Source organism: Cupriavidus sp. YAF13, assembly GCF_052113425.1.
In the GTDB taxonomy this organism is placed as follows: Bacteria; Pseudomonadota; Gammaproteobacteria; order Burkholderiales; family Burkholderiaceae; genus Cupriavidus.
In genome coordinates this window covers 1-17966 of sequence record NZ_JBFRDD010000052.1, presented here as the reverse complement: position 1 = coordinate 17966, position 17966 = coordinate 1, and the positions used below count along the sequence as shown (strand labels likewise).

General features: G+C 67.1%; 14 protein-coding genes. 8 read left to right on the top strand and 6 right to left on the bottom strand.

Annotated elements, in window-relative coordinates; translation table 11 throughout:
• Positions 1–20 precede the first annotated feature (20 nt).
• From AB4061_RS31645 to AB4061_RS31635, 3 genes are all read left to right on the top strand, one after another.
• Positions 21–2681 carry a circularly permuted type 2 ATP-grasp protein gene (locus AB4061_RS31645; protein WP_441640164.1) on the top strand — a complete coding sequence of 887 codons (2661 nt, stop codon included), beginning with the start codon at positions 21–23 and terminating at the stop codon, positions 2679–2681.
• A 26-nt stretch (positions 2682–2707) separates the two neighbouring features.
• Entirely contained in the window at positions 2708–3634 is a 927-nt protein-coding gene (locus tag AB4061_RS31640; protein WP_441640191.1) for a transglutaminase family protein, read from the top strand.
• A 78-nt stretch (positions 3635–3712) separates the two neighbouring features.
• Positions 3713–4651: an alpha-E domain-containing protein gene (locus tag AB4061_RS31635; protein WP_441640163.1), complete on the top strand. Its 939-nt coding sequence runs from the start codon at positions 3713–3715 to the stop codon at positions 4649–4651.
• 113 nt (positions 4652–4764) lie between these two features.
• On the opposite strand, the gene AB4061_RS31630 is transcribed toward AB4061_RS31635, so the two are convergent.
• The 6 genes from AB4061_RS31630 to AB4061_RS31605 form a co-directional block, all read right to left on the bottom strand.
• The gene (locus AB4061_RS31630; RefSeq protein ID WP_441640162.1) at positions 4765–5532 is read right to left on the bottom strand and encodes a ParA family protein; all 768 of its coding nucleotides are present in this window, start codon (positions 5530–5532) and stop codon (positions 4765–4767) included.
• 82 nt (positions 5533–5614) lie between these two features.
• Entirely contained in the window at positions 5615–6757 is a 1143-nt protein-coding gene (gene rodA / locus AB4061_RS31625; RefSeq protein WP_441640161.1) for a rod shape-determining protein RodA, read from the bottom strand.
• A gap of 12 nt (positions 6758–6769) precedes the next feature.
• Positions 6770–9088 (bottom strand): penicillin-binding protein 2, encoded by a 2319-nt coding sequence (gene mrdA / locus AB4061_RS31620; protein ID WP_441640160.1) that lies wholly within the window; start codon positions 9086–9088, stop codon positions 6770–6772.
• Between the two features lie 71 nt (positions 9089–9159).
• Entirely contained in the window at positions 9160–9672 is a 513-nt protein-coding gene (gene mreD / locus AB4061_RS31615) for a rod shape-determining protein MreD (RefSeq protein ID WP_441640159.1), read from the bottom strand.
• Positions 9669–10709, bottom strand: a complete 1041-nt coding sequence (gene mreC / locus AB4061_RS31610) for a rod shape-determining protein MreC (RefSeq protein WP_441640158.1) — start codon at positions 10707–10709, stop codon at positions 9669–9671. Before mreC ends, mreD begins: the two co-directional genes overlap by 4 nt.
• Positions 10710–10911: 202 nt before the next feature.
• Positions 10912–11955 (bottom strand): rod shape-determining protein, encoded by a 1044-nt coding sequence (locus AB4061_RS31605; protein WP_035859663.1) that lies wholly within the window; start codon positions 11953–11955, stop codon positions 10912–10914.
• A 656-nt stretch (positions 11956–12611) separates the two neighbouring features.
• Here AB4061_RS31605 and gatC point away from each other — a divergent pair.
• From gatC to gatB, 5 genes are all read left to right on the top strand, one after another.
• Positions 12612–12911 carry an Asp-tRNA(Asn)/Glu-tRNA(Gln) amidotransferase subunit GatC gene (gene gatC, locus AB4061_RS31600; RefSeq protein ID WP_441640157.1) on the top strand — a complete coding sequence of 100 codons (300 nt, stop codon included), beginning with the start codon at positions 12612–12614 and terminating at the stop codon, positions 12909–12911.
• Positions 12912–13006: 95 nt separating this feature from the next.
• Positions 13007–14512 (top strand): Asp-tRNA(Asn)/Glu-tRNA(Gln) amidotransferase subunit GatA, encoded by a 1506-nt coding sequence (gene gatA, locus AB4061_RS31595; protein WP_441640156.1) that lies wholly within the window; start codon positions 13007–13009, stop codon positions 14510–14512.
• Positions 14509–14976 (top strand): hypothetical protein, encoded by a 468-nt coding sequence (locus AB4061_RS31590; protein WP_441640155.1) that lies wholly within the window; start codon positions 14509–14511, stop codon positions 14974–14976. The genes gatA and AB4061_RS31590 overlap by 4 nt, the downstream gene beginning before the upstream one ends.
• Positions 14973–15944: a dienelactone hydrolase family protein gene (locus AB4061_RS31585; protein WP_441640154.1), complete on the top strand. Its 972-nt coding sequence runs from the start codon at positions 14973–14975 to the stop codon at positions 15942–15944. The genes AB4061_RS31590 and AB4061_RS31585 overlap by 4 nt, the downstream gene beginning before the upstream one ends.
• Before the next feature lie 86 nt (positions 15945–16030).
• Positions 16031–17491 (top strand): Asp-tRNA(Asn)/Glu-tRNA(Gln) amidotransferase subunit GatB, encoded by a 1461-nt coding sequence (gene gatB / locus AB4061_RS31580; RefSeq protein ID WP_441640153.1) that lies wholly within the window; start codon positions 16031–16033, stop codon positions 17489–17491.
• Positions 17492–17966: the final 475 nt, after the last annotated feature.

Genomic DNA, 17966 nt, shown 5'->3' with positions numbered 1-17966 from the left:
AGCCCCCAAAGCCGCGCCCCGTGTCTCTTCAGCCGTCCCTGCCTTTTGATGAAACCGCCCCTGCCGTCGACGCGGTGATGCACCGCGCGCGGCCGGTGCCGCCCGGGCACCTCGATGAACTGGGGGCATGCGGGGACGGGCTGCGCGAGCCCTGGGCACGCTTTTTCCAGATACTGGGCGAGGAGGGCATCGACGGCCTCGACCAGCAGGCCGCCGCCATGGCGCGCCAGATCCGCGACAACGGCGTGACCTACAACGTCTACGCCGACTACACGGACAAGGCAGGCGCGCGCGCCTGGGCGCTGGACCTGCTGCCCTTCCTGGTGACCGAGGAGGACTGGCAGCGGATCGAGCGCGGCGTGGCGCAGCGCGCTGAGCTGGCCAATGCCATGGTGGCCGACATCTACGGGCCGCAGTCTTTGCTGTCCAAGGGGTTGCTGCCGGCCGGCCTGGTCTTTGGCCATCCCGGCTACCTGCGCCCGCTCAAGGGTTACCAGCCGCCGGGCGGCAACTTCCTGCATATCGTCGCGGTGGACCTCGCGCATACCTTGGAGGGTGGCTGGACGGTGATGGCCCACCGCACGGAGACGCCTTCCGGCATGGGCTACGCGCTGGAGAACCGCCTCATCATCTCCAGCCTGTTCGCCGATGCCTTTCGCGAGCTGCGGGTGCGGCGCCTGCCCGCCGCGTTCTCGCAACTGGTGGCCACGCTGGCGCAGCAGCCCGCGGCGCAGCCACCCGCGCCGGAATCCGCGGGCAACGCCGCCGCCTCGGTCAGCAAGCACATCGTGCTGCTCACCCCGGGGCCCTACAACGAAACCTATTTCGAGCACACCTTCCTGGCCCGCTACCTCGGCATCACGCTGGTCGAGGGCAAGGACCTGACGGTGCGCAACGACGTGGTCTACCTGAAGACGCTGGCCGGGCTGGAGCGCGTCGACGTGGTGCTGCGCCGCCTGGACGACGCCTTTTGCGATCCGGTCGAGCTGCGCCAGGATTCCACGCTCGGCGTGCCCGGGCTGCTGCAGGCGATGCGCGCGGGCAACGTGCTGGTGTCCAATGCGCCCGGCTCGGGCTTCCTGGAGACGCCGGCCATCCACGGCTTCCTGCCGGCCATTTCCCGCGCGCTGCTGGGTGAGGAACTGCTGCTGCCGGGTGTGCCCAGCTGGTGGTGTGGCGAGGCCACGGCGCGCGAGGAGGCGCTCGGGGAATTCACCGAAGCCTTCCTGATGCCAACCTACCCGCGCGGCATGGCGCAGCCGTGGGAAGGCCCGCGCCTGGGCATGGAGCGCGGCCTGCAGCGCCTGGCGGACTGGCGCGAGCGCATCGAGCAGGTGCCGGATCTGTTCACCATCCAGGCCGACCTGCCGCTGTCGCACGCGCCGCGCTGGGAAGGGCCGCATATCGGCTCGCGCGCCGCCATGCTGCGGGTCTACGCCATTGCCGACGGACGGGGTGGCTGGCAGGTGATGCCGGGCGGTTTCACCCGGCTCGCGGGCGAGGGGCAGCCGGCGGTATCGATGCAGCTCGGCGGCTCCAGCGTCGACACCTGGGTGCTGTCGAGCCAGCCGGCGCAGCCGGGCGGCACGCCGCTGCAGTTCCCCATGGCCGGCGCGGCGCCCGGGCCGGCGGCCAAGCCGCTGGCGGTATCCAGCCGCGCCGCCGAGAACCTGTTCTGGGCCGGCCGCTATGCCGAGCGCGCGGAAAACAACGTACGCCTGTGCCGGCTGGTGCTGGGCTCGATCGAAAGCAGCGACGACCGCGACGACAGCGCGCTCGACGTGATCGGCGAACTGGTGCTCGCCTGCGGCCTGCTGCCGACCGGCGCGCCGCAGCCGCGCGCCTCGCTGCGCGTGTTCGAGCGCAGCCTGGTGTCCGCGCTGGCGGAAAGCGCCGGCTGGACCAGCGTGGGCCAGAACCTGGCCAGCCACGTGCACGCCGCCACCGAAATCCGCAACCGGCTGTCCAACGATCACTGGCGCACCATCCTGGCCGCGCGCAACGATTTTGGCGATGCCATGGAGGCGGCGTCCGTTGGGAGCCCCAGCAGCTCCGGTATCCCCGGTGGCGACACGGGCAACTATGACCGCCCGCGCGTGCTGGCGGCGCTGGATCGCCTGTCCATGCAGCTAGCCGCCATCAGCGGCGCGCAGGGCGACCGCATGACCCGCGACGAAGCCTGGCGCCTGCTGTTTATCGGCCGCCATATCGAGCGCGTGGCCACGCTCTCGACCTTCCTGCGGGTGTTTGCGCACAACGGCGCGCTGCTGCACCGGACCTGCTTCGATCTGCTGCTGCATCTGTTCGACAGCACGCTGACCTTCCGCGCGCTGTACCCGGGCCGCTCCGATGTGCCCGCGCTGGTCGACCAGCTGGTGATCGAGCCGACCAACCCGCGCGGGCTCTACGGCTTGCTGGCGCGGCTGCGCGTCAAGCTCGGCCAGATCTCGCCGCCGGCCAGCCCGGCCGGCACCGGGCGCGTGCCACTGCCGCAATGGCTGCCCACCGTGGAGACGCTGCCCGGCTGGGAAGCACTATGCCAGCGCGGCCCCGACGGGAAATACACCAATCTGGTGCAACTATGCGAGCAACTGACTGACATGATGGTGCGTCTCTCAGACGAAATCAGTGCGCGCTACTTCAGCCATGCTGGCATGGCCGGCACCCGCGTCGGGGCGTAACCATGAGCGCAACCATGAATGCGACGATGAGCCAGGCGCAAGACGTGGCCGAGCCCGCGCCAGGACGCGTGGCCTCCGTGCTGACGATTCATCACAAAACCATCTACGATTACTCCGCGCCGGTGGAGAACGCCCAGCAGCGCGCCGTGGTGTTTCCGGTGACCTGCCCGTGGCAGGCGGTGCACGCGCACAGCACGCAGATCGAGCCGCCGCCGTCGCACGAGCATGCGGACATCGACGCCTTCGGCAACAACGTGCTGTACTTCACCATCGACGTGCCGCACGACTATATGCAGCTCGCCTGCGAGAGCACGGTCAGCCTCACGCCGCGCTGGACGTCGCTCGACCCCGCCGCCAGCATGCCGTGGGAGACGGCGGCCGCCGCGCTACGCTTTCGCGCCGGGCAGCCCTTCCTGCCGGAAAGCGAGTTCTGCTTCGCCTCGCCCAACGTGGCGCTGCATCCTGATCTCAAGGCCTACGCGCTCGCCAGCTTCGCGCCCGGCGTGCCCGTGGTGGCCGGCGCCATCGACCTGATGCATCGCGTGCACGCCGACTTCGAATACCAGACCACCGCCACCGAGGTCGATACCCCGGCGCTGCAAGCCTTCGGCCTGCGCAGCGGCGTGTGCCAGGATTTCGCCCAAGTCATGATCGGCTGCCTGCGCTCGCTCGGCCTCGCGGCGCGCTACGTCAGCGGCTACCTGTGCACCGAGCCGCCACCCGGCCAGCCCAGGCTGATCGGCGCCGACGCCTCCCATGCCTGGCTGTCGGTGTACTGCCCGCTGGCCGGCTGGGTCGATCTCGATCCCACCAACGACGTGCTGGCCGACACCAGCCACGTCACGCTGGCGTTCGGGCGCGACTATAGCGACGTCTCGCTGCTGCGCGGCGTCATCGTGGGCGGCGGCGCGCACGATGTGGAAGTGGAGGTCAGCGTGCTGCCGGTCGAGTAGGCACCGCGCCGCGGTCAGCGGCTGGCAAGCCAATTGCTTGTCAGTAGCCTGGGTTTGCCGAGAAATGGGGGAATCATCATGCTAAGCCGCACCGCCGACCACCTGTTCTGGATGGCCCGCTACACCGAGCGCGCGGAAAACACCGCCCGCATGCTCGACGTCAACTACCAGGCCTCGATGCTGCCGCAATCGCCCGAGGTGGCGCAGCAAGGCTGGCTGGCAATGCTCGACGTGACGGAGCTCACGCCGGTATTCGCCGAGCACCACGGCGCGGTCGTGCACGAGGAAGTGATCGACTTCATGGTGCGCGACCTGAGCCACCCGGCGTCGATCATGTCCTGCCTGCGCGCCGCCCGCGAAAATGCCCGCGCCGTGCGCGGCGCACTCACCACGCCGCTGTGGGAGACCATCAACACCACCTGGCTCGATGTCCAGCAGATGGTTGCCGACGGCATCCTGCGCCACGATCCGGCGCAGTTCTTCGAGTGGGTCAAGTTCCGCTCTCATCTCACGCGTGGTGTGGAAGCCGGCACCATGCTCAAGGACGAAGCCTACTGCTTCATGCGGCTGGGCACTTTCCTGGAGCGCGCCGACAACACCGCCCGCATTCTTGACGTCAAGTTCCAGGCCACCGACCTCGGGCTGCAGCAGGACGACTTCTACCAGTGGGCTGCGGTATTGCGCTCGGTGTCGGGRCTGGAGATGTATCGCAAGGTCTATCGCTCGGTGGTCACGCCGGAGCGCGTGGCCGAGTTGCTGATCGTGCATCCGGATATGCCGCGGTCGCTGGCGGCCAGTTTGCGGGAGGTGGTTTCGTTGCTGGCGCAGGTGCGCAATGCGCAGTCAGTGGAGACGGAGCGGCGGGCGGGGAAACTGCATGCCGAGCTTAAATTCACTCGGATCGAGGATATTTTTTCTGTTGGGATTCATGGGTGGCTTAGCGATTTTCTTCGCAGGATCCATGAGCTTGGGGGTGGGGTTAGTCGGGATTTTTTGATGAAGGGGGTAGGGGGATAGGGGGTAGGGCTTTTGGGGGGCTTTTGCTGTTTCTTTGATCGGCGATGGCCCTTGGGTGCAAAAAGCCACCGCCGCCCAAAGAAACAGCGACCAACCCCTTAGGGCCGCTATCCCTACCCCACCAACTCCTGATGCAACGCCAAATACTCCAACGCCAACTTATGCCTAGGATCCAGATGAATCATCGGCATCGCATGCTGATGCGACTCCCGGATCTTCACGGACGACGACAACCGTGAATTCAACACCGGCAACCCTTCGCTGACCAGTTCCTCCACCAGTTGCAACGGCAAGGTGGCGCGCGGCTGGAACTGGTTGATCACGATCCCTTCGACTTGCAGGTCCGCGTTGTGGTCGTGCTGGATCTCTTTCACGTTGTCGAGCAGCGTGTAGAGTGCGCGGCGGGAAAAGTCGTCGCAGTCGAATGGAATCAGGCAGCGCTGGACGGCAATCAGCGCGGAGCGGGTGTAGAAGTTCAGCGCGGGCGGGGTGTCGATGTAGATGGCGTCGTACGCCTCTTCCAGCTCGATCAGCGCGTCGCGCAGCTTGTAGATCTTGTAGCGGGATTCGAGCTTGCCGTGCAGCATATCGAGCTCGGGATGGGCGGGCATCACATCGAGGTTTTCGAACGGCGTGGCGTGGATGAACGCGGTGACATCCAGCGGCTTGAAGCTGTATGTGAGCGCGGTCTCGAAGAAGTTGGCCACCGTCGGGGTGGCCTCGGCGGCGTGCGCGCCGAGCAGGTACTGGCTGGAGTTGCCTTGCGCATCGAGGTCGATGACCAGGGTGCGCAGGCCTTCGCTGGCACTGATGGCCGCCAGGTTGCAGACGATGGTCGACTTACCGACTCCGCCTTTCTGATTGAATACGACGCGCCGCATTTGAGCCCTTGGAGGTGAACGTTCCAAAGGAGAGAGGATACCTCAGCAAGGTGTCATTTCAGCGGCCATGTCGTACGCCAGGCTATGTTTGTATCAGCCGCTTTTGCCGCGAGATACTCATCAGGATCCCGATGCCCATGCCTAGCGTCACCAGCGCCGTTCCCCCGTAGCTCAGCAGCGGCAACGGCACGCCCACCACGGGCAGGATGCCGCTCACCATGCCCATGTTCACAAAGGCGTAGGTGAAGAAGATCAGCGTGATCGACCCCGCCAGCAGCCGCGAGAACAGCGTCGGCGCGTTGGCCGCGATGTACAGCCCGCGGAAGATCAGCAGCAGGTAGAGCACCAGCAGCACGGCGTTGCCGATCAGTCCGAACTCTTCGGAGAACACCGCGAAGATGAAGTCGGTGTGCTTCTCGGGGATGAACTCGAGGTGCGTCTGCGTGCCCTTGAGCCAGCCTTTGCCGAACACGCCGCCGGAGCCGATGGCGATGATGGACTGGATGGTGTGGAAGCCCTTGCCGAGCGGGTCGGTGGTGGGGTCCAGCAGCGTGCAGATGCGGTGTTGCTGGTAGTCGTGCAGGATCGGCCAGTTCACGCCGGGAGCGCAGATATCGTGCTCGAAGCTGACCAGCGCGGTGATGGCGACCACCACGATGGCAAGCAGCGGCAGGATGATTTTCCACGACAGGCCGGCGAAATAGATCACGTAGAGGCCGGCTGCCATCACCAGCAGGCCGGTGCCTAGGTCGGGCTGCTTGGCGATCAGGCCCACGGGCACGCCGAGCAGCACCAGCGCCAGCACAAAGTCGAACCACCTGATCGAGCCCTCCCGCTTCTGGAAGTACCACGCCAGCATCAGCGGCATGGCGATCTTCATGATCTCGGAGGGCTGGATCACCATGCCGACGTAGAGCCAGCGCCGCGCGCCCTTGCGGATCAGGCCGAACATGGCCACCGCCACCAGCAGGGCCACGCCGACCGTATAGAGCGGCACTGCCACCCGCATCAGCGTCTGGGTTGGCAGGTAAGCGATGACCCACATCACCAGGTAGGACAGCAGGATGTTGCGCAACTGGTCCTCGACCCGGCCGGGCATGTCGATGGCGGCGGAGTAGAGCGCCACGATGCCGGTGGCGAACAGCAGGAAGACGATGAGCGCGAGTGGCTTGTCGAAGCCGGTCAGGGCCGTCTTGATGAACGATAGGACGCGGCGGCGATCCATGGCGCGTCTCCTTCAGCGTGAAGCGTTGCCGCCGGCCGCGGCGGGCGCGGTTGCCGGTTTGGCGCGGGGTTTCGAACTGGCGGGCGCCATGACGGGCGACGTGGCCGGAGCGGGGGGCGGTGCCGGGCGGCTGTGGCCGAGGGCCTGCGCCATGCGCTGGTCCAGCGTCTGCACTGCCGAGGCGGGCGGGATGGCGGCGGGGTCGATCACCGGCGCCACCACGGCAGAGGCGCCCGTGGCGGAAGCGCCGGCGCGGGCTGCCACCCGCGCTGCCGGCACGCTGGCGCCTTCGCTGGTGGCGGCGGCTTCGCTCGCGCCCATGACGGTGGCGCTGGCGATGCTGGCGGTGTGGCCGGTGGTAAACACGCTGGGCGTATCCACGGGCGGCTTGCCGCCGGCGCGTTCGGACGCGGGCGGGGCGATGTTCGCCAGTTCTTCCGGCCACTTGCCCGTCAAATAGTAATCCATCACCTTGCGTGCGATCGGCGCGGCCACGGCGCCGCCGAAGCCGGCGTTTTCCACGATCATCGCCAGCGCGATCTTCGGGTTGTCGGCGGGAGCGAACGCGGTATAGAGCGCGTGGTCGCGCTTGCGCTCGTCCAGCGCGTGGTGGTTGTACTTCTCGTTCTTGCCCATGGTGAAGGTCTGCGCCGTCCCGGTCTTGCCGGCGGACTCATAGGCGGCGCCGGCAAACGCGCGGGCGGCGGTGCCCGAGTGCGTCACGCCGACCATGGCGCGCTTGATCACGTCGATATCCGACTGCTTGAGCGGCAGGCGGTAGCTTTCCTTGGGCACGGTGAGCTCGCGCTCGCGGCTGACCGAATCCTCCACCGCTTTGACCAGGTGGGGCTTCATGGCGATGCCGTTGTTGACCAGGATGGAGGTGGCGTTGGCCAGCTGCAGGATGGTGAAGCTGTTGTAGCCCTGGCCGATCCCCAGCGAGATGGTCTCGCCGTCATACCATTTCTGCTGCTCGGGCTTGCGGTAGGCGCGGCGCTTCCAGTCGGTGGAGGGCAGGATCCCGCGGCTCTCGCCTTCGATGTCGATGCCGGTGATCTGGCCAAAGCCCAGCGGCTTCATGAAGTCGTGGATGCCGTTGACGCCCATGTCGCGCGCCAGCATGTAGTAATAGGTGTCGCACGACTGCACGATGGAGGCGTTCATGTCCACCCAGCCGTGGCCGCCTGGCTTGTCGTCGCGGAAGGTATGGTTGCCCAGCGTGAACGAGCCCGGATCGTGGAAGCCCCAGGCCGCCGTGCGCTTGCCGGTGGTGAGTGCCGCCAGCGCCATGAACGGCTTGTAGGTGGAGCCGGGCGGGTAGGTGCCGCGCAGCGGGCGGTTCAGCAGCGGCTTGTCGGGCGAGCCGTTGAGCTCATTCCAGGTATTGGTGTCGATGCCTTCGACGAACAGGTTGGGGTCGTAGGTCGGCTTGGAGACAAAGGCCAAGATGTCGCCCGTGGCCGGCTCGATCGCCACCAGCGCGCCGCGCTTGTCGCCAAAAAGCGCCTCGGCCAGTTGCTGCAGGCGGATGTCGAGCGACAGGATCAGGTTGTTGCCGGGCGTGGCGGGGGAGGTGGACAGCGTGCGGATGGGGCGTCCGCCCGCGCTTACTTCCACTTCCTCGAAACCGGTCAGGCCGTGCAGCTCGGTCTCGTAGCTTTGCTCGATGCCGATCTTGCCGATGTAGTTGGAGCCCTTGTAGTTGTCGGCGTCCTTGCGCGGATCGTATTTGGCGCCCTCGGCGCTGTTGGCCTCGTCCATGGCCTCGATGCGTTCCTGGTCGCGCTGCGAGATGCGGCCCAGGTAGCCGATCACGTGCGAGGCGGACTCGCCCATCGGGTACTGGCGGAACAGCCGGGCGCGCACGTCGACGCCAGGAAAGCGGAAGCGCTGGGCGGAGAAGCGCGCCACTTCCTCGTCGGTGAGCTGGCTGCGGATCGGCAGGCTTTCGAAGCTGCGCGACTCTTCCATCAGGCGCTTGAAGCGGCGGCGGTCGCGCGGCTGGATGTCGATCAGCTGGGCCAGTTCCTCGATGGTGTTGTCGAGCGTGTCGGACAGCTTGGACGGGGTGATTTCCAGCGTGTAGGCGGAGTAGTTGCGCGCCAGCACCACGCCGTTGCGGTCCATGATGATGCCGCGGTTGGGCTCGATCGGCGCCACCGAGATGCGGTTGTCCTCGGCCTTGGCCGAGTACTGGTCATGCTTGTACCACTGCAGCCACAGGAAACGGCTGAACAGCAGGCCGAAGCAGATCACGGCAAACAGGCCCGCCGCCGCTACGCGGATGCGGAAGCGGCCGAGCTCCTGTTCGACATTGCGTATTTCGGTCATGGTACTGCGTCAGCCTTGCGGTTTGCCGCGCCCCCCAGGGGGCGCGGCGGGACTTCGGTTGGGGTAAAGCGTCAGATTGGCCGGGTTTCGTCCACGTCGGCACTGCGGCGCTGCGGCGCGAGCAGCATGCCGGTGGCCAGCGGCCACAACAACGCTTCGATGCCGGGCGCCAGCAGCAATTGCCAGCCGGGCAGCGGCGCGCCCATGGCCAGGCGGATCAGCACCGGCACCGCGTGGGCGATAAACAGGAGCGGCAGCACGTGCAGCGCCTGGGTATAGACCGTGAACCACAGCACGCGGCGATGGATGGTGATGGCGAAGTACGCCAGCAGCGAGTAGGCCATGGCGTGCTCGCCCAGCAGGCGCGCGTCATGCACGTCCATCAGCAGGCCGAGCGCGAAGGCCACACCCATGCCGACCTTGCGCGGCTGGTGGATGTTCCAGAACACCAGCACCAGCGCCACCATGTCGGGCACCCACAGCGTGGTGCCCCAGGGCATCAGGTTGAACAGGAAGGCCAGCACGAAACTCAGCGCGATAAACACGGGGTTGACCGGGCGCAGCAGGTATTGGGGATTGGTCAACGCTTGGGCTCCTTGGCAGGGGCGGGCTTGTCGGCGGGCTTTTCCGCCGGCTTGTCAGCAGGCTTTGCGGCAGGTTTGTCGGCGGGCTTCTCGGCCGACCGCTCTCCTGAGCGTTCGGCATCCCGGACACCCGGGCGGTTCGCCCTGACGCTTCGCGCTTCCTTGGCGTCGCGTGGGCCGTCGATGGACTCGCGCGACGGCAACTGCGCTTCGTAGCGGATCACCAGCAACTGGCGGTGCGAACGCACGCCGGCCACCGGTTCGCAGTACACGCGCGAAAAGGCGGTATCGGCCTTGCGCTCGATCTGGACGATCTTGGCCACGGGCAGGCCTGGCGGGTAGGTGCCGTCCAGGCCGGAGGTCACCAGCAGGTCGCCCTGCTGCAGGTCGGCCGAGGCGGCCATGAAGCGCAGGTCGAGCAGGCCGGCGCGGGCGCCGCCAAAGGCCACGCTGCGCAAGCCGTTGCGCACTACCTGCACGGGAATGGCCTGCTCCTTGTCGGTCAGCAGCGTGACTTCCGACTGGAACGGCGAAACCCGCGTGATCTGGCCGATCACGCCGCGTTCGTCGATCACGGGGTAGCCCGCGCGCAGGCCATGCTGGCTGCCGCGGTCGATCACGATGCGCTGGCTGTAGGGGTCGCGGGCGTCGTACAGGATCTCGGCCGCCGTCACCGGCGTGGCCGACTGCTGCACCAGGCCAAGCAGCTTGCGCAGCTGGTTGTTCTCGGCTTCGAGCTGGGACTGGCGCACCGAACCCTCGGCCTCGGTCACCATGCGGCGCTTGAGGTCGCGGTTCTCGCTGGCGAGGGTGGCGGATGACTGGGCGTAGTCGAAGGTGGCGCGCAGCGCGTCGCGCGGCACCAGCACCGTGCGTTCCACCGGCATCAGCACGGTGGCGGCAACCTGGCGGACCACGCGCAGGGCGTCAAAGCGCGCATCAACGATGAGCAGCGCCAGCGCGATCGTCACATAGAAGACGAGGCGCGCAACGGCGGAAGTGCCCTGCTTGAAGAGCGGCGGCGGAGTGTAATCCATTTACCCGTGCGCTGGCAGAAAGGTCCCCCGGTGCCACAGGCACGACCGCGCCGCGGCACGCCAGCCGGAGTGGCTGGGGCGTCGCGGCGCGGTGTGGTGCACGGGGACTGGCGGGGTCGGGAGGGTAGCGCGGCAAGGCGCTGCCCCGACCAGGTAGTCCGGCAGGCCGCGTCGCGCCACGTGCGAATCCTCTGCTTACGCTTTATTCGTAAGAAAAGATGCTGCCGAGCTTGTCCATGCGCTCGAGCGCCATGCCGGAGCCGCGCACCACGCAGGTCAGCGGGTCTTCGGCGACCAGCACCGGCAGGCCGGTTTCCTCGGCCAGCAGGCGATCCAGGTCGCGCAGCAGCGCGCCGCCGCCGGTCAGCATCATGCCGCGCTCGGCGATGTCCGCGCCGAGCTCCGGCGGGGTCTGTTCCAGCGCGATCTTGACGGCCGACACGATCTGGTTGAGCGGATCGGTCAGGGCTTCCAGGATTTCGTTGGACGACACCGTGAAGGCACGCGGAATGCCTTCAGACAGGTTGCGGCCCTTGACTTCCATTTCGCGGACTTCGGAGCCGGGGAAAGCCGAACCGATGGCCTTCTTGATGGCTTCGGCGGTCTGCTCGCCGATCAGCATGCCGTAGTTGCGGCGGATGTAGTTGACGATGGCTTCGTCGAACTTGTCGCCGCCCACGCGCACCGAGCCCTTGTAGACCATGCCGCCCAGCGAGATGATGCCCACCTCGGTGGTGCCGCCGCCGATATCCACCACCATCGAGCCCGACGGCTCCGACACGGGCAGGCCGGCGCCGATCGCGGCCGACATCGGCTCCTCGATCAGGTACACCTGGCTGGCGCCGGCGCCCAGCGCCGATTCGCGGATGGCGCGGCGCTCGACCTGGGTCGAGCCGCAGGGCACGCAGATGATGATGCGCGGCGAGGGGCGCAGCAGCTTGGTGTCGTGCACCATCTTGATGAACTGCTTGAGCATCTGCTCGGTGACCGTGAAGTCGGCGATCACGCCGTCTTTCATCGGGCGGATCGCTTCGATGTTGCCCGGCACCTTGCCCAGCATCTGCTTGGCTTCCTTGCCCACCGCCTGGATCGTCTTCTTGGCGTTGGGTCCGCCTTCCTGGCGGATGGCGACCACGGACGGCTCGTCAAGGACGATGCCCTTGTCACGCATATAGATCAGGGTGTTGGCGGTGCCGAGGTCGATCGCGAGATCGTTGGAGAAGTAGCTGCGGAGAAATCCGAACATCAGGAATCCTGTTTTCTGGTGGTTCGCGAGTATGCGAAGTGGCCGGCGCCGCTGCGGGGCCAGCCACGATATTCATAGCGACGGGTAGTATTAAGGCCCCCGGCCGTCCGGTGGGGCCGGCGCCGTTGCCAGTCCGCGTTGTCATCCGCTGCGAACTGCCAGGGCCAGGGCCGCCAGCCAAGGCCGCTTTGCCAGGTGGCGAAAGCAGCCTCTACGGGAACCTTTGATTAGACCACGCGCGAAAGTTCGGTGGAACGGCGCCGCAATTACAAATTAATTGCTGGCGGGGGCGGCCTAATCGGAGGAACCTGTCTGTCATCCCTTGGGGGCCTTCAAGCCTGCGCCGGCGCGGGCCACGCGGCCAGTGCAGGCTGGCCCGGGTGCCGGAGTACGCCGCCGGGCGTCCCGCCGGTGTGTCCCGCCGGTGTGTACCGCCGGTGTGTACCGAAATGCTCCGGAGGAGGCGGTTTTGCACCAATGTGACGAAGGCGCGGCCAAAGGATGGCAACGCGCAATGATACCTTATAATTCCCCCTGTTTCGGGGGCTTCTTCCTCGAAAAAACCTGTAACTTTGACGATTCCCGGGCGCTCCCGGCAGCACTTGCCCGGCCCGCCCCGGCCGCGCCCGCATCGCCTTTCGCACCGACCCCAAGCCATGGCTCTCGACCTATCCGACGTCAAGCGCATCGCCCACCTTGCCCGCATCGAAATCAACGATGCCGAGGCTGGGCAGACGCTTGTGCAGCTTAATCAATTCTTCTCCCTGGTCGAACAGATGCAGGCGGTCGACACCACCGGCATCGTGCCGCTGGCCCACCCGCTGTCCGCGGTGCGCGAGATGTCGCAGCGGCTGCGCGACGACGTGGTCACCGAGCCCAGCCGCCGCGAGGACTACCAGCGTCCCGCCCCGGCCACCGAAGGCGGCCTCTACCTGGTGCCCAAGGTCATCGAATAAAGGTCAGACGCACCCCGGCCCTCGACCCAGCGGCTGCGCCGCGCCGCCTCCAGGCCGCGCCGGCAGCCATCACCTGCCAAGCCAAACCGACCGACATGCCCTTTTCCGCAACTTCCGTGACCTCCCTGCGCGAGCTTTCCGACGCGCTGGCGGCACGCTCCGTCTCCGCCGAAGAACTGGCGCGTGATTACCTGGCCCGCATCGAGCAGGCCGGCGCGCTCAACGCCTTTGTCGACGTCAACCCCGAACTCACCCTGGCGCAGGCCCGCGCCGCCGACGCGCGCCGCGCGCGCGGCGAAGCCGGCCCGCTGACCGGCGTGCCGATCGCCCACAAGGACGTATTCGTCACCCGTGGCTGGCGCGCCACGGCGGGCTCGCGCATGCTGGCCAACTACGAAAGCCCGTTCGACGCGGCCGTGGTCGAGCGCCTCGCCGCCGCCGGCATGGTCACGCTGGGCAAGACCAATATGGACGAGTTTGCGATGGGCTCGTCCAACGAGAACTCGCACTTCGGCCCGGTCAGGAACCCCTGGGACGCCAGCCGCGTGCCGGGCGGCTCCTCGGGCGGCTCGGCCGCCGCCGTGGCCGCCGGCCTGGCGCCTGCCGCCACCGGCACCGACACCGGCGGCTCGATCCGCCAGCCGGCCTCGTTCTCCGGCATCACCGGCATCAAGCCTACCTATGGCCGCGTGTCGCGCTACGGCATGATCGCCTTCGCCTCCTCGCTCGACCAGGGCGGCCCGATGGCGCACACCGCCGAGGATTGCGCCATGCTGCTGGGCGGCATGGCCGGCTTCGACGAGCGCGACTCCACCAGCGTCGCGCCCGCCCTGGGCGGCGTCGACGAGGACTACACCCGCCTGCTGGGCCAGGCGCGGGTCGGCGCCAGCGCCAGCAAGCCGCTGTCAGGGCTGCGCATCGGCCTGCCCAAGGAGTATTTCGGCAAGGGCCTGGCAGCGGACGTGGAGCAAGCCGTGCGCGCGGCGCTTGCCGAGTACGAAAAGCTGGGCGCCACGCTGGTCGAGGTGTCGCTGCCCAAGACCGAGCTGTCGATCCCCGTGTACTACGTGATCGCGCCGGCCGAGGCATCGTCCAACCTGTCGCGCTTTGACGGCGTGCGCTTTGGCCATCGCGCCGCCGAATACCGCGACCTGATGGACATGTACAAGAAGACCCGCGCCGAAGGCTTCGGCCCCGAGGTCAAGCGCCGCATCATGGTGGGCGCCTATGTGCTGTCGCACGGCTACTACGACGCCTATTACCTGCAGGCACAAAAGATCCGCCGCATCATCGCTGACGATTTCCAGCGCGCCTTCACCCAATGCGACGTGATCATGGGCCCGGTGGCGCCCACGGTGGCGTGGAAGCTCGGCGAGAAGAGCGCGGACCCGGTGCAGATGTACCTGGCCGACATCTTCACGCTGTCGACCAGCCTGGCCGGCCTGCCCGGCATGAGTGTGCCCTGCGGGCTGGGCGAGGGCGGCATGCCGGTTGGCCTGCAGCTGATCGGCAACTACTTTGGCGAGGCCGAGCTGCTGCAAACGGCGCACGCCTTCCAGCAGGCAACGGACTGGCATCTGCGCCGGCCCGCGCAGGCATGAACGCAGCGCGCTGGCTGTCCCGCATCGTGCTCGGCATCGGGCTGGCCGCCGCACTGGCGGCCTGCATCCCGCTGCCGCGCTTTGGCGGCAAGCCCCCGCCGATTGCCAGCCGCGACATCGACCTCGCCGGCGATTGCCGCCGCACCGAGGAAGACGGCTTTCGCGAGGATGCGCAAGTGCGCGTGGCGGCCAACACCGTGCAGCAGCTGTCATGGAAGCTGTGGGTGGGCAAGCGCGGCTCGTGCAGCTTCAACCTGGCCGAATTCCGCCAGACCCAGAAGAAGCCGCATATCGAGCTGCGCGCCAACGACGGCAGCGCCTGCAAGCTGATGATCTGGCAGGATCCGCGCCGGGTCACGCTCGCGCACGCCAATTGCGAAGCGCGTTGCTCGCCGGGCATCTATGAAGAAGCCTGGCCGGTGATGTTCGAGCCTGGCGGTGGCGGCTGCGCGCAGACCCGATGAACCCGCTCGACGCCATGTCCCAAGCCGCCCACGGTTGCATCGCCGCTCGCCTGAAGGCCTTCAGCCTGGGCGCGTGCGCCTTGCTGCTGGCAAGCCACGCCGTGCTGGCGCAGGCTTCCACGCCGGCGGCCGGAGAGCGCGCCATGCCGGCGGCGCAGACGGTGCGTTTCCCGGGCGCCGACGGCGGCCAGCCGCTCAGCGGCTACTGGTTCGTGCCGCAGCGCAGCGCCGCGGCCTCGGTTCCGGCCGTACGCGTGGTGATTGCGCTGCACGGCTGCGGCGGCCTGCACCGCAGTGGCGGCGCGGATGCGGCAGCGCTCCAGAGCCGTTACCGCGAATACGTGCAGTGGCTGACCGCGCGCGGCTACGCGGTGCTGCTGCCCGACAGTTTCGGCCCGCGCGGCAAACCGGACGGCATCTGCACCGAACGCCTGGACAGCCGCGACATCGACGACGCCACGCGGCGCGGCGATGTGCTGGCGGCGCTGCAGTGGCTCGCGCGGCAGCCCGGCGTGGACACCGAGCATATCGTGCTGCTGGGCTGGTCTAATGGCGCGCAGGCAGTGCTCAGCGCCATCGACGCCAGCCGCGACTGGCCGGCGGGCGCACCGGCGATCGAGCGCGCCGTGGCTTTTTACCCGGGCTGCAAGAGCGCGGTGCAGCGGCATGAGTACCGCCTGCGCACGCCCCTGCTGCTGCTGACCGGCGGCGCCGACGACTGGACCCCCGCCACCCGCTGCGCCATGCTGCGCGAGGCGGTCGCGGCGCGCCAGCCGGATGCGCGTTTTCGCCTGGAGATCTACCCCGGCGCGTATCACGGCTTTGACGGCACCGAGCCRCTGCGGGTGCGGCGCGATGTGCCTAATGGCTCGCGTTACGGCCAGGGCGTGACCGTGGGCGGCGACCCGATCTCGCGCGATGCGGCGCTGGCGCAACTGGATTCATGGCTGGCCAGCCCGAATCCATGAAAGAACACGTAGCCATCCATCGCTATCTATAGCCACACGTAGCAAACAAGTAGCAACATATACAGCACACGAACAGGAATACCGCCATGCAATGGGAAGTGGTGATCGGCCTCGAGACGCACACGCAGTTGTCGACGGCCTCCAAGATTTTTTCCGGTACCTCCACCGCCTTCGGCGCGGCGCCGAACACGCAAGCCTCGCCGGTTGATCTGGCGCTGCCCGGCGTGTTGCCGGTGCTTAACCGCGGCGCGGTCGAGTGCGCCATCCAGTTCGGCCTGGCGATCGGCGCCACCATCGCGCCGCGCAGCATCTTCGCGCGCAAGAATTACTTCTACCCCGACCTGCCCAAGGGTTACCAGATCAGCCAGTACGAGCTGCCGGTGGTGCAGGGCGGCAGCATCAGCATCCAGGTCGAAGGCAAGAAGGGCGAAACCTACGAAAAGACCGTGCAACTCACGCGCGCCCACCTCGAGGAAGACGCCGGCAAGTCGCTGCACGAAGATTTCGCGGGCATGACCGGCATCGACCTGAACCGCGCCGGCACGCCGCTGCTGGAGATCGTCACCGAGCCCGACATGCGCAGCTCGGCCGAGGCCGTGGCCTACGCCAAGGCCCTGCACGCGCTGGTGATGTGGCTGGGCATTTGCGATGGCAACATGCAGGAAGGCAGCTTCCGCTGCGACGCCAACGTGTCGGTGCGCCCCTACGGCAGCCCCAAGCTGGGCACGCGCCGCGAGATCAAGAACCTGAACTCGTTCCGCTTCCTGCAACAGGCCATCGATTACGAAGTGCAATGGCAGATCGCCGAGATCGAGGACGGCCGCGAAATCCAGCAGGCCACCGTGCTGTTCGACCCGGACACCGGCGAGACGCGCGCCATGCGCACCAAGGAAGACGCGCACGATTACCGCTACTTCCCCGACCCCGACCTGCTGCCGCTGGAGATCGACGCCGCCTGGATCGCGCGCGTGAAGTCCCAGCTGCCGGAGCTGCCGGTGGCCATGCAAGCGCGCCTGGTGTCGCAATACGGCTTGTCCGCCTACGACGCCAGCGTGCTGACCGCCTCCAAGTCGCTCGCGAACTATTTCGAGGCGGTGGTCGCTGAAGCTGGCGCGGCCAATGCCAAGCCGGCTGCCAACTGGCTGATGGGCGACGTGTCGTCGCTGCTCAACCGCGAAGGCATCGCGCTGGAAGCCGCCCCGGTCAAGCCGGCCCAGCTGGCCARGCTGCTGGYGCGCATYGCCGACGGCACGGTGTCCAACAACACCGCCAAGAAGGATGTCTTCCCAGCCATGTGGGCGGGCGAGGAAGGTGCCGACGCCGACGCCATCATCGCGGCCAAGGGCCTCAAGCAGATGTCCGACTCGGGCGAGCTGGAAAAGATCATCGACGACGTGCTGGCTGCCAATGCGAAGTCGGTGGAGGAATTCCGCGCCGGCAAGGAGAAGGCGTTCAATGCGCTGGTGGGGCAGGCGATGAAGGCCACCAAGGGTAAGGGGAATCCTGCTCAGGTGAATGAGTTGTTGAAGAGGAAGTTGGGGGCGTAAGGGGGCGGAGGGGGTAGGGCTTTTGGGGGGCTTTTGCTGTTTCTTTAGGCGGCGTTGGTTTTTGTACCCAAGGGCCTTACGACATCGCTCTGGGGGGTTGGTCGGTGTTTATTTCATCGGCGTTGGCCTTTGGACCCAAGTGCCATACGACATCCCCCTGCGGGGGCTGCCGGTCACTTTTCTTTGACCGGCAAAGAAAACTAACGAAAAGAAAGCCGCCCTGCCGGGAGCMGAGCAATCAGGCTGTTTGGGCCTCGGTGGTTGCGTCGTACGGCCCGGAGTRTTGGCTGGCGKATYCTACCGGCCCGAAGGACATCGAAACCGCAGGGCCTGTCAGAAATTTTGTGTTTAGGGCATAACATGTCGCCAAGGAGCATGTATGCCACGCAAGACGAAGACCAGCCAAGCCGCAGACCGTGAACTGCCGGCCATTCCCGAAGACCTGATCGCCCATTTCGTTAAGGGTCCCATGACC

Excerpts from the sequence above, each read along its gene's own strand:
- AB4061_RS31640 (WP_441640191.1), top strand. The coding sequence starts at position 2,708 with ATGAGCCAGGCGCAAGACGTGGCCGAGCCCGCGCCAGGACGCGTGGCC.
- gatA (WP_441640156.1), top strand. The coding sequence starts at position 13,007 with ATGCCCTTTTCCGCAACTTCCGTGACCTCCCTGCGCGAGCTTTCCGAC.
- mrdA (WP_441640160.1), bottom strand. The coding sequence starts at position 9,088 with ATGACCGAAATACGCAATGTCGAACAGGAGCTCGGCCGCTTCCGCATC.
- AB4061_RS31590 (WP_441640155.1), top strand. The coding sequence starts at position 14,509 with ATGAACGCAGCGCGCTGGCTGTCCCGCATCGTGCTCGGCATCGGGCTG.
- gatC (WP_441640157.1), top strand. The coding sequence starts at position 12,612 with ATGGCTCTCGACCTATCCGACGTCAAGCGCATCGCCCACCTTGCCCGC.
- rodA (WP_441640161.1), bottom strand. The coding sequence starts at position 6,757 with ATGGATCGCCGCCGCGTCCTATCGTTCATCAAGACGGCCCTGACCGGC.
- mreC (WP_441640158.1), bottom strand. The coding sequence starts at position 10,709 with ATGGATTACACTCCGCCGCCGCTCTTCAAGCAGGGCACTTCCGCCGTT.
- AB4061_RS31605 (WP_035859663.1), bottom strand. The coding sequence starts at position 11,955 with ATGTTCGGATTTCTCCGCAGCTACTTCTCCAACGATCTCGCGATCGAC.
- AB4061_RS31630 (WP_441640162.1), bottom strand. The coding sequence starts at position 5,532 with ATGCGGCGCGTCGTATTCAATCAGAAAGGCGGAGTCGGTAAGTCGACC.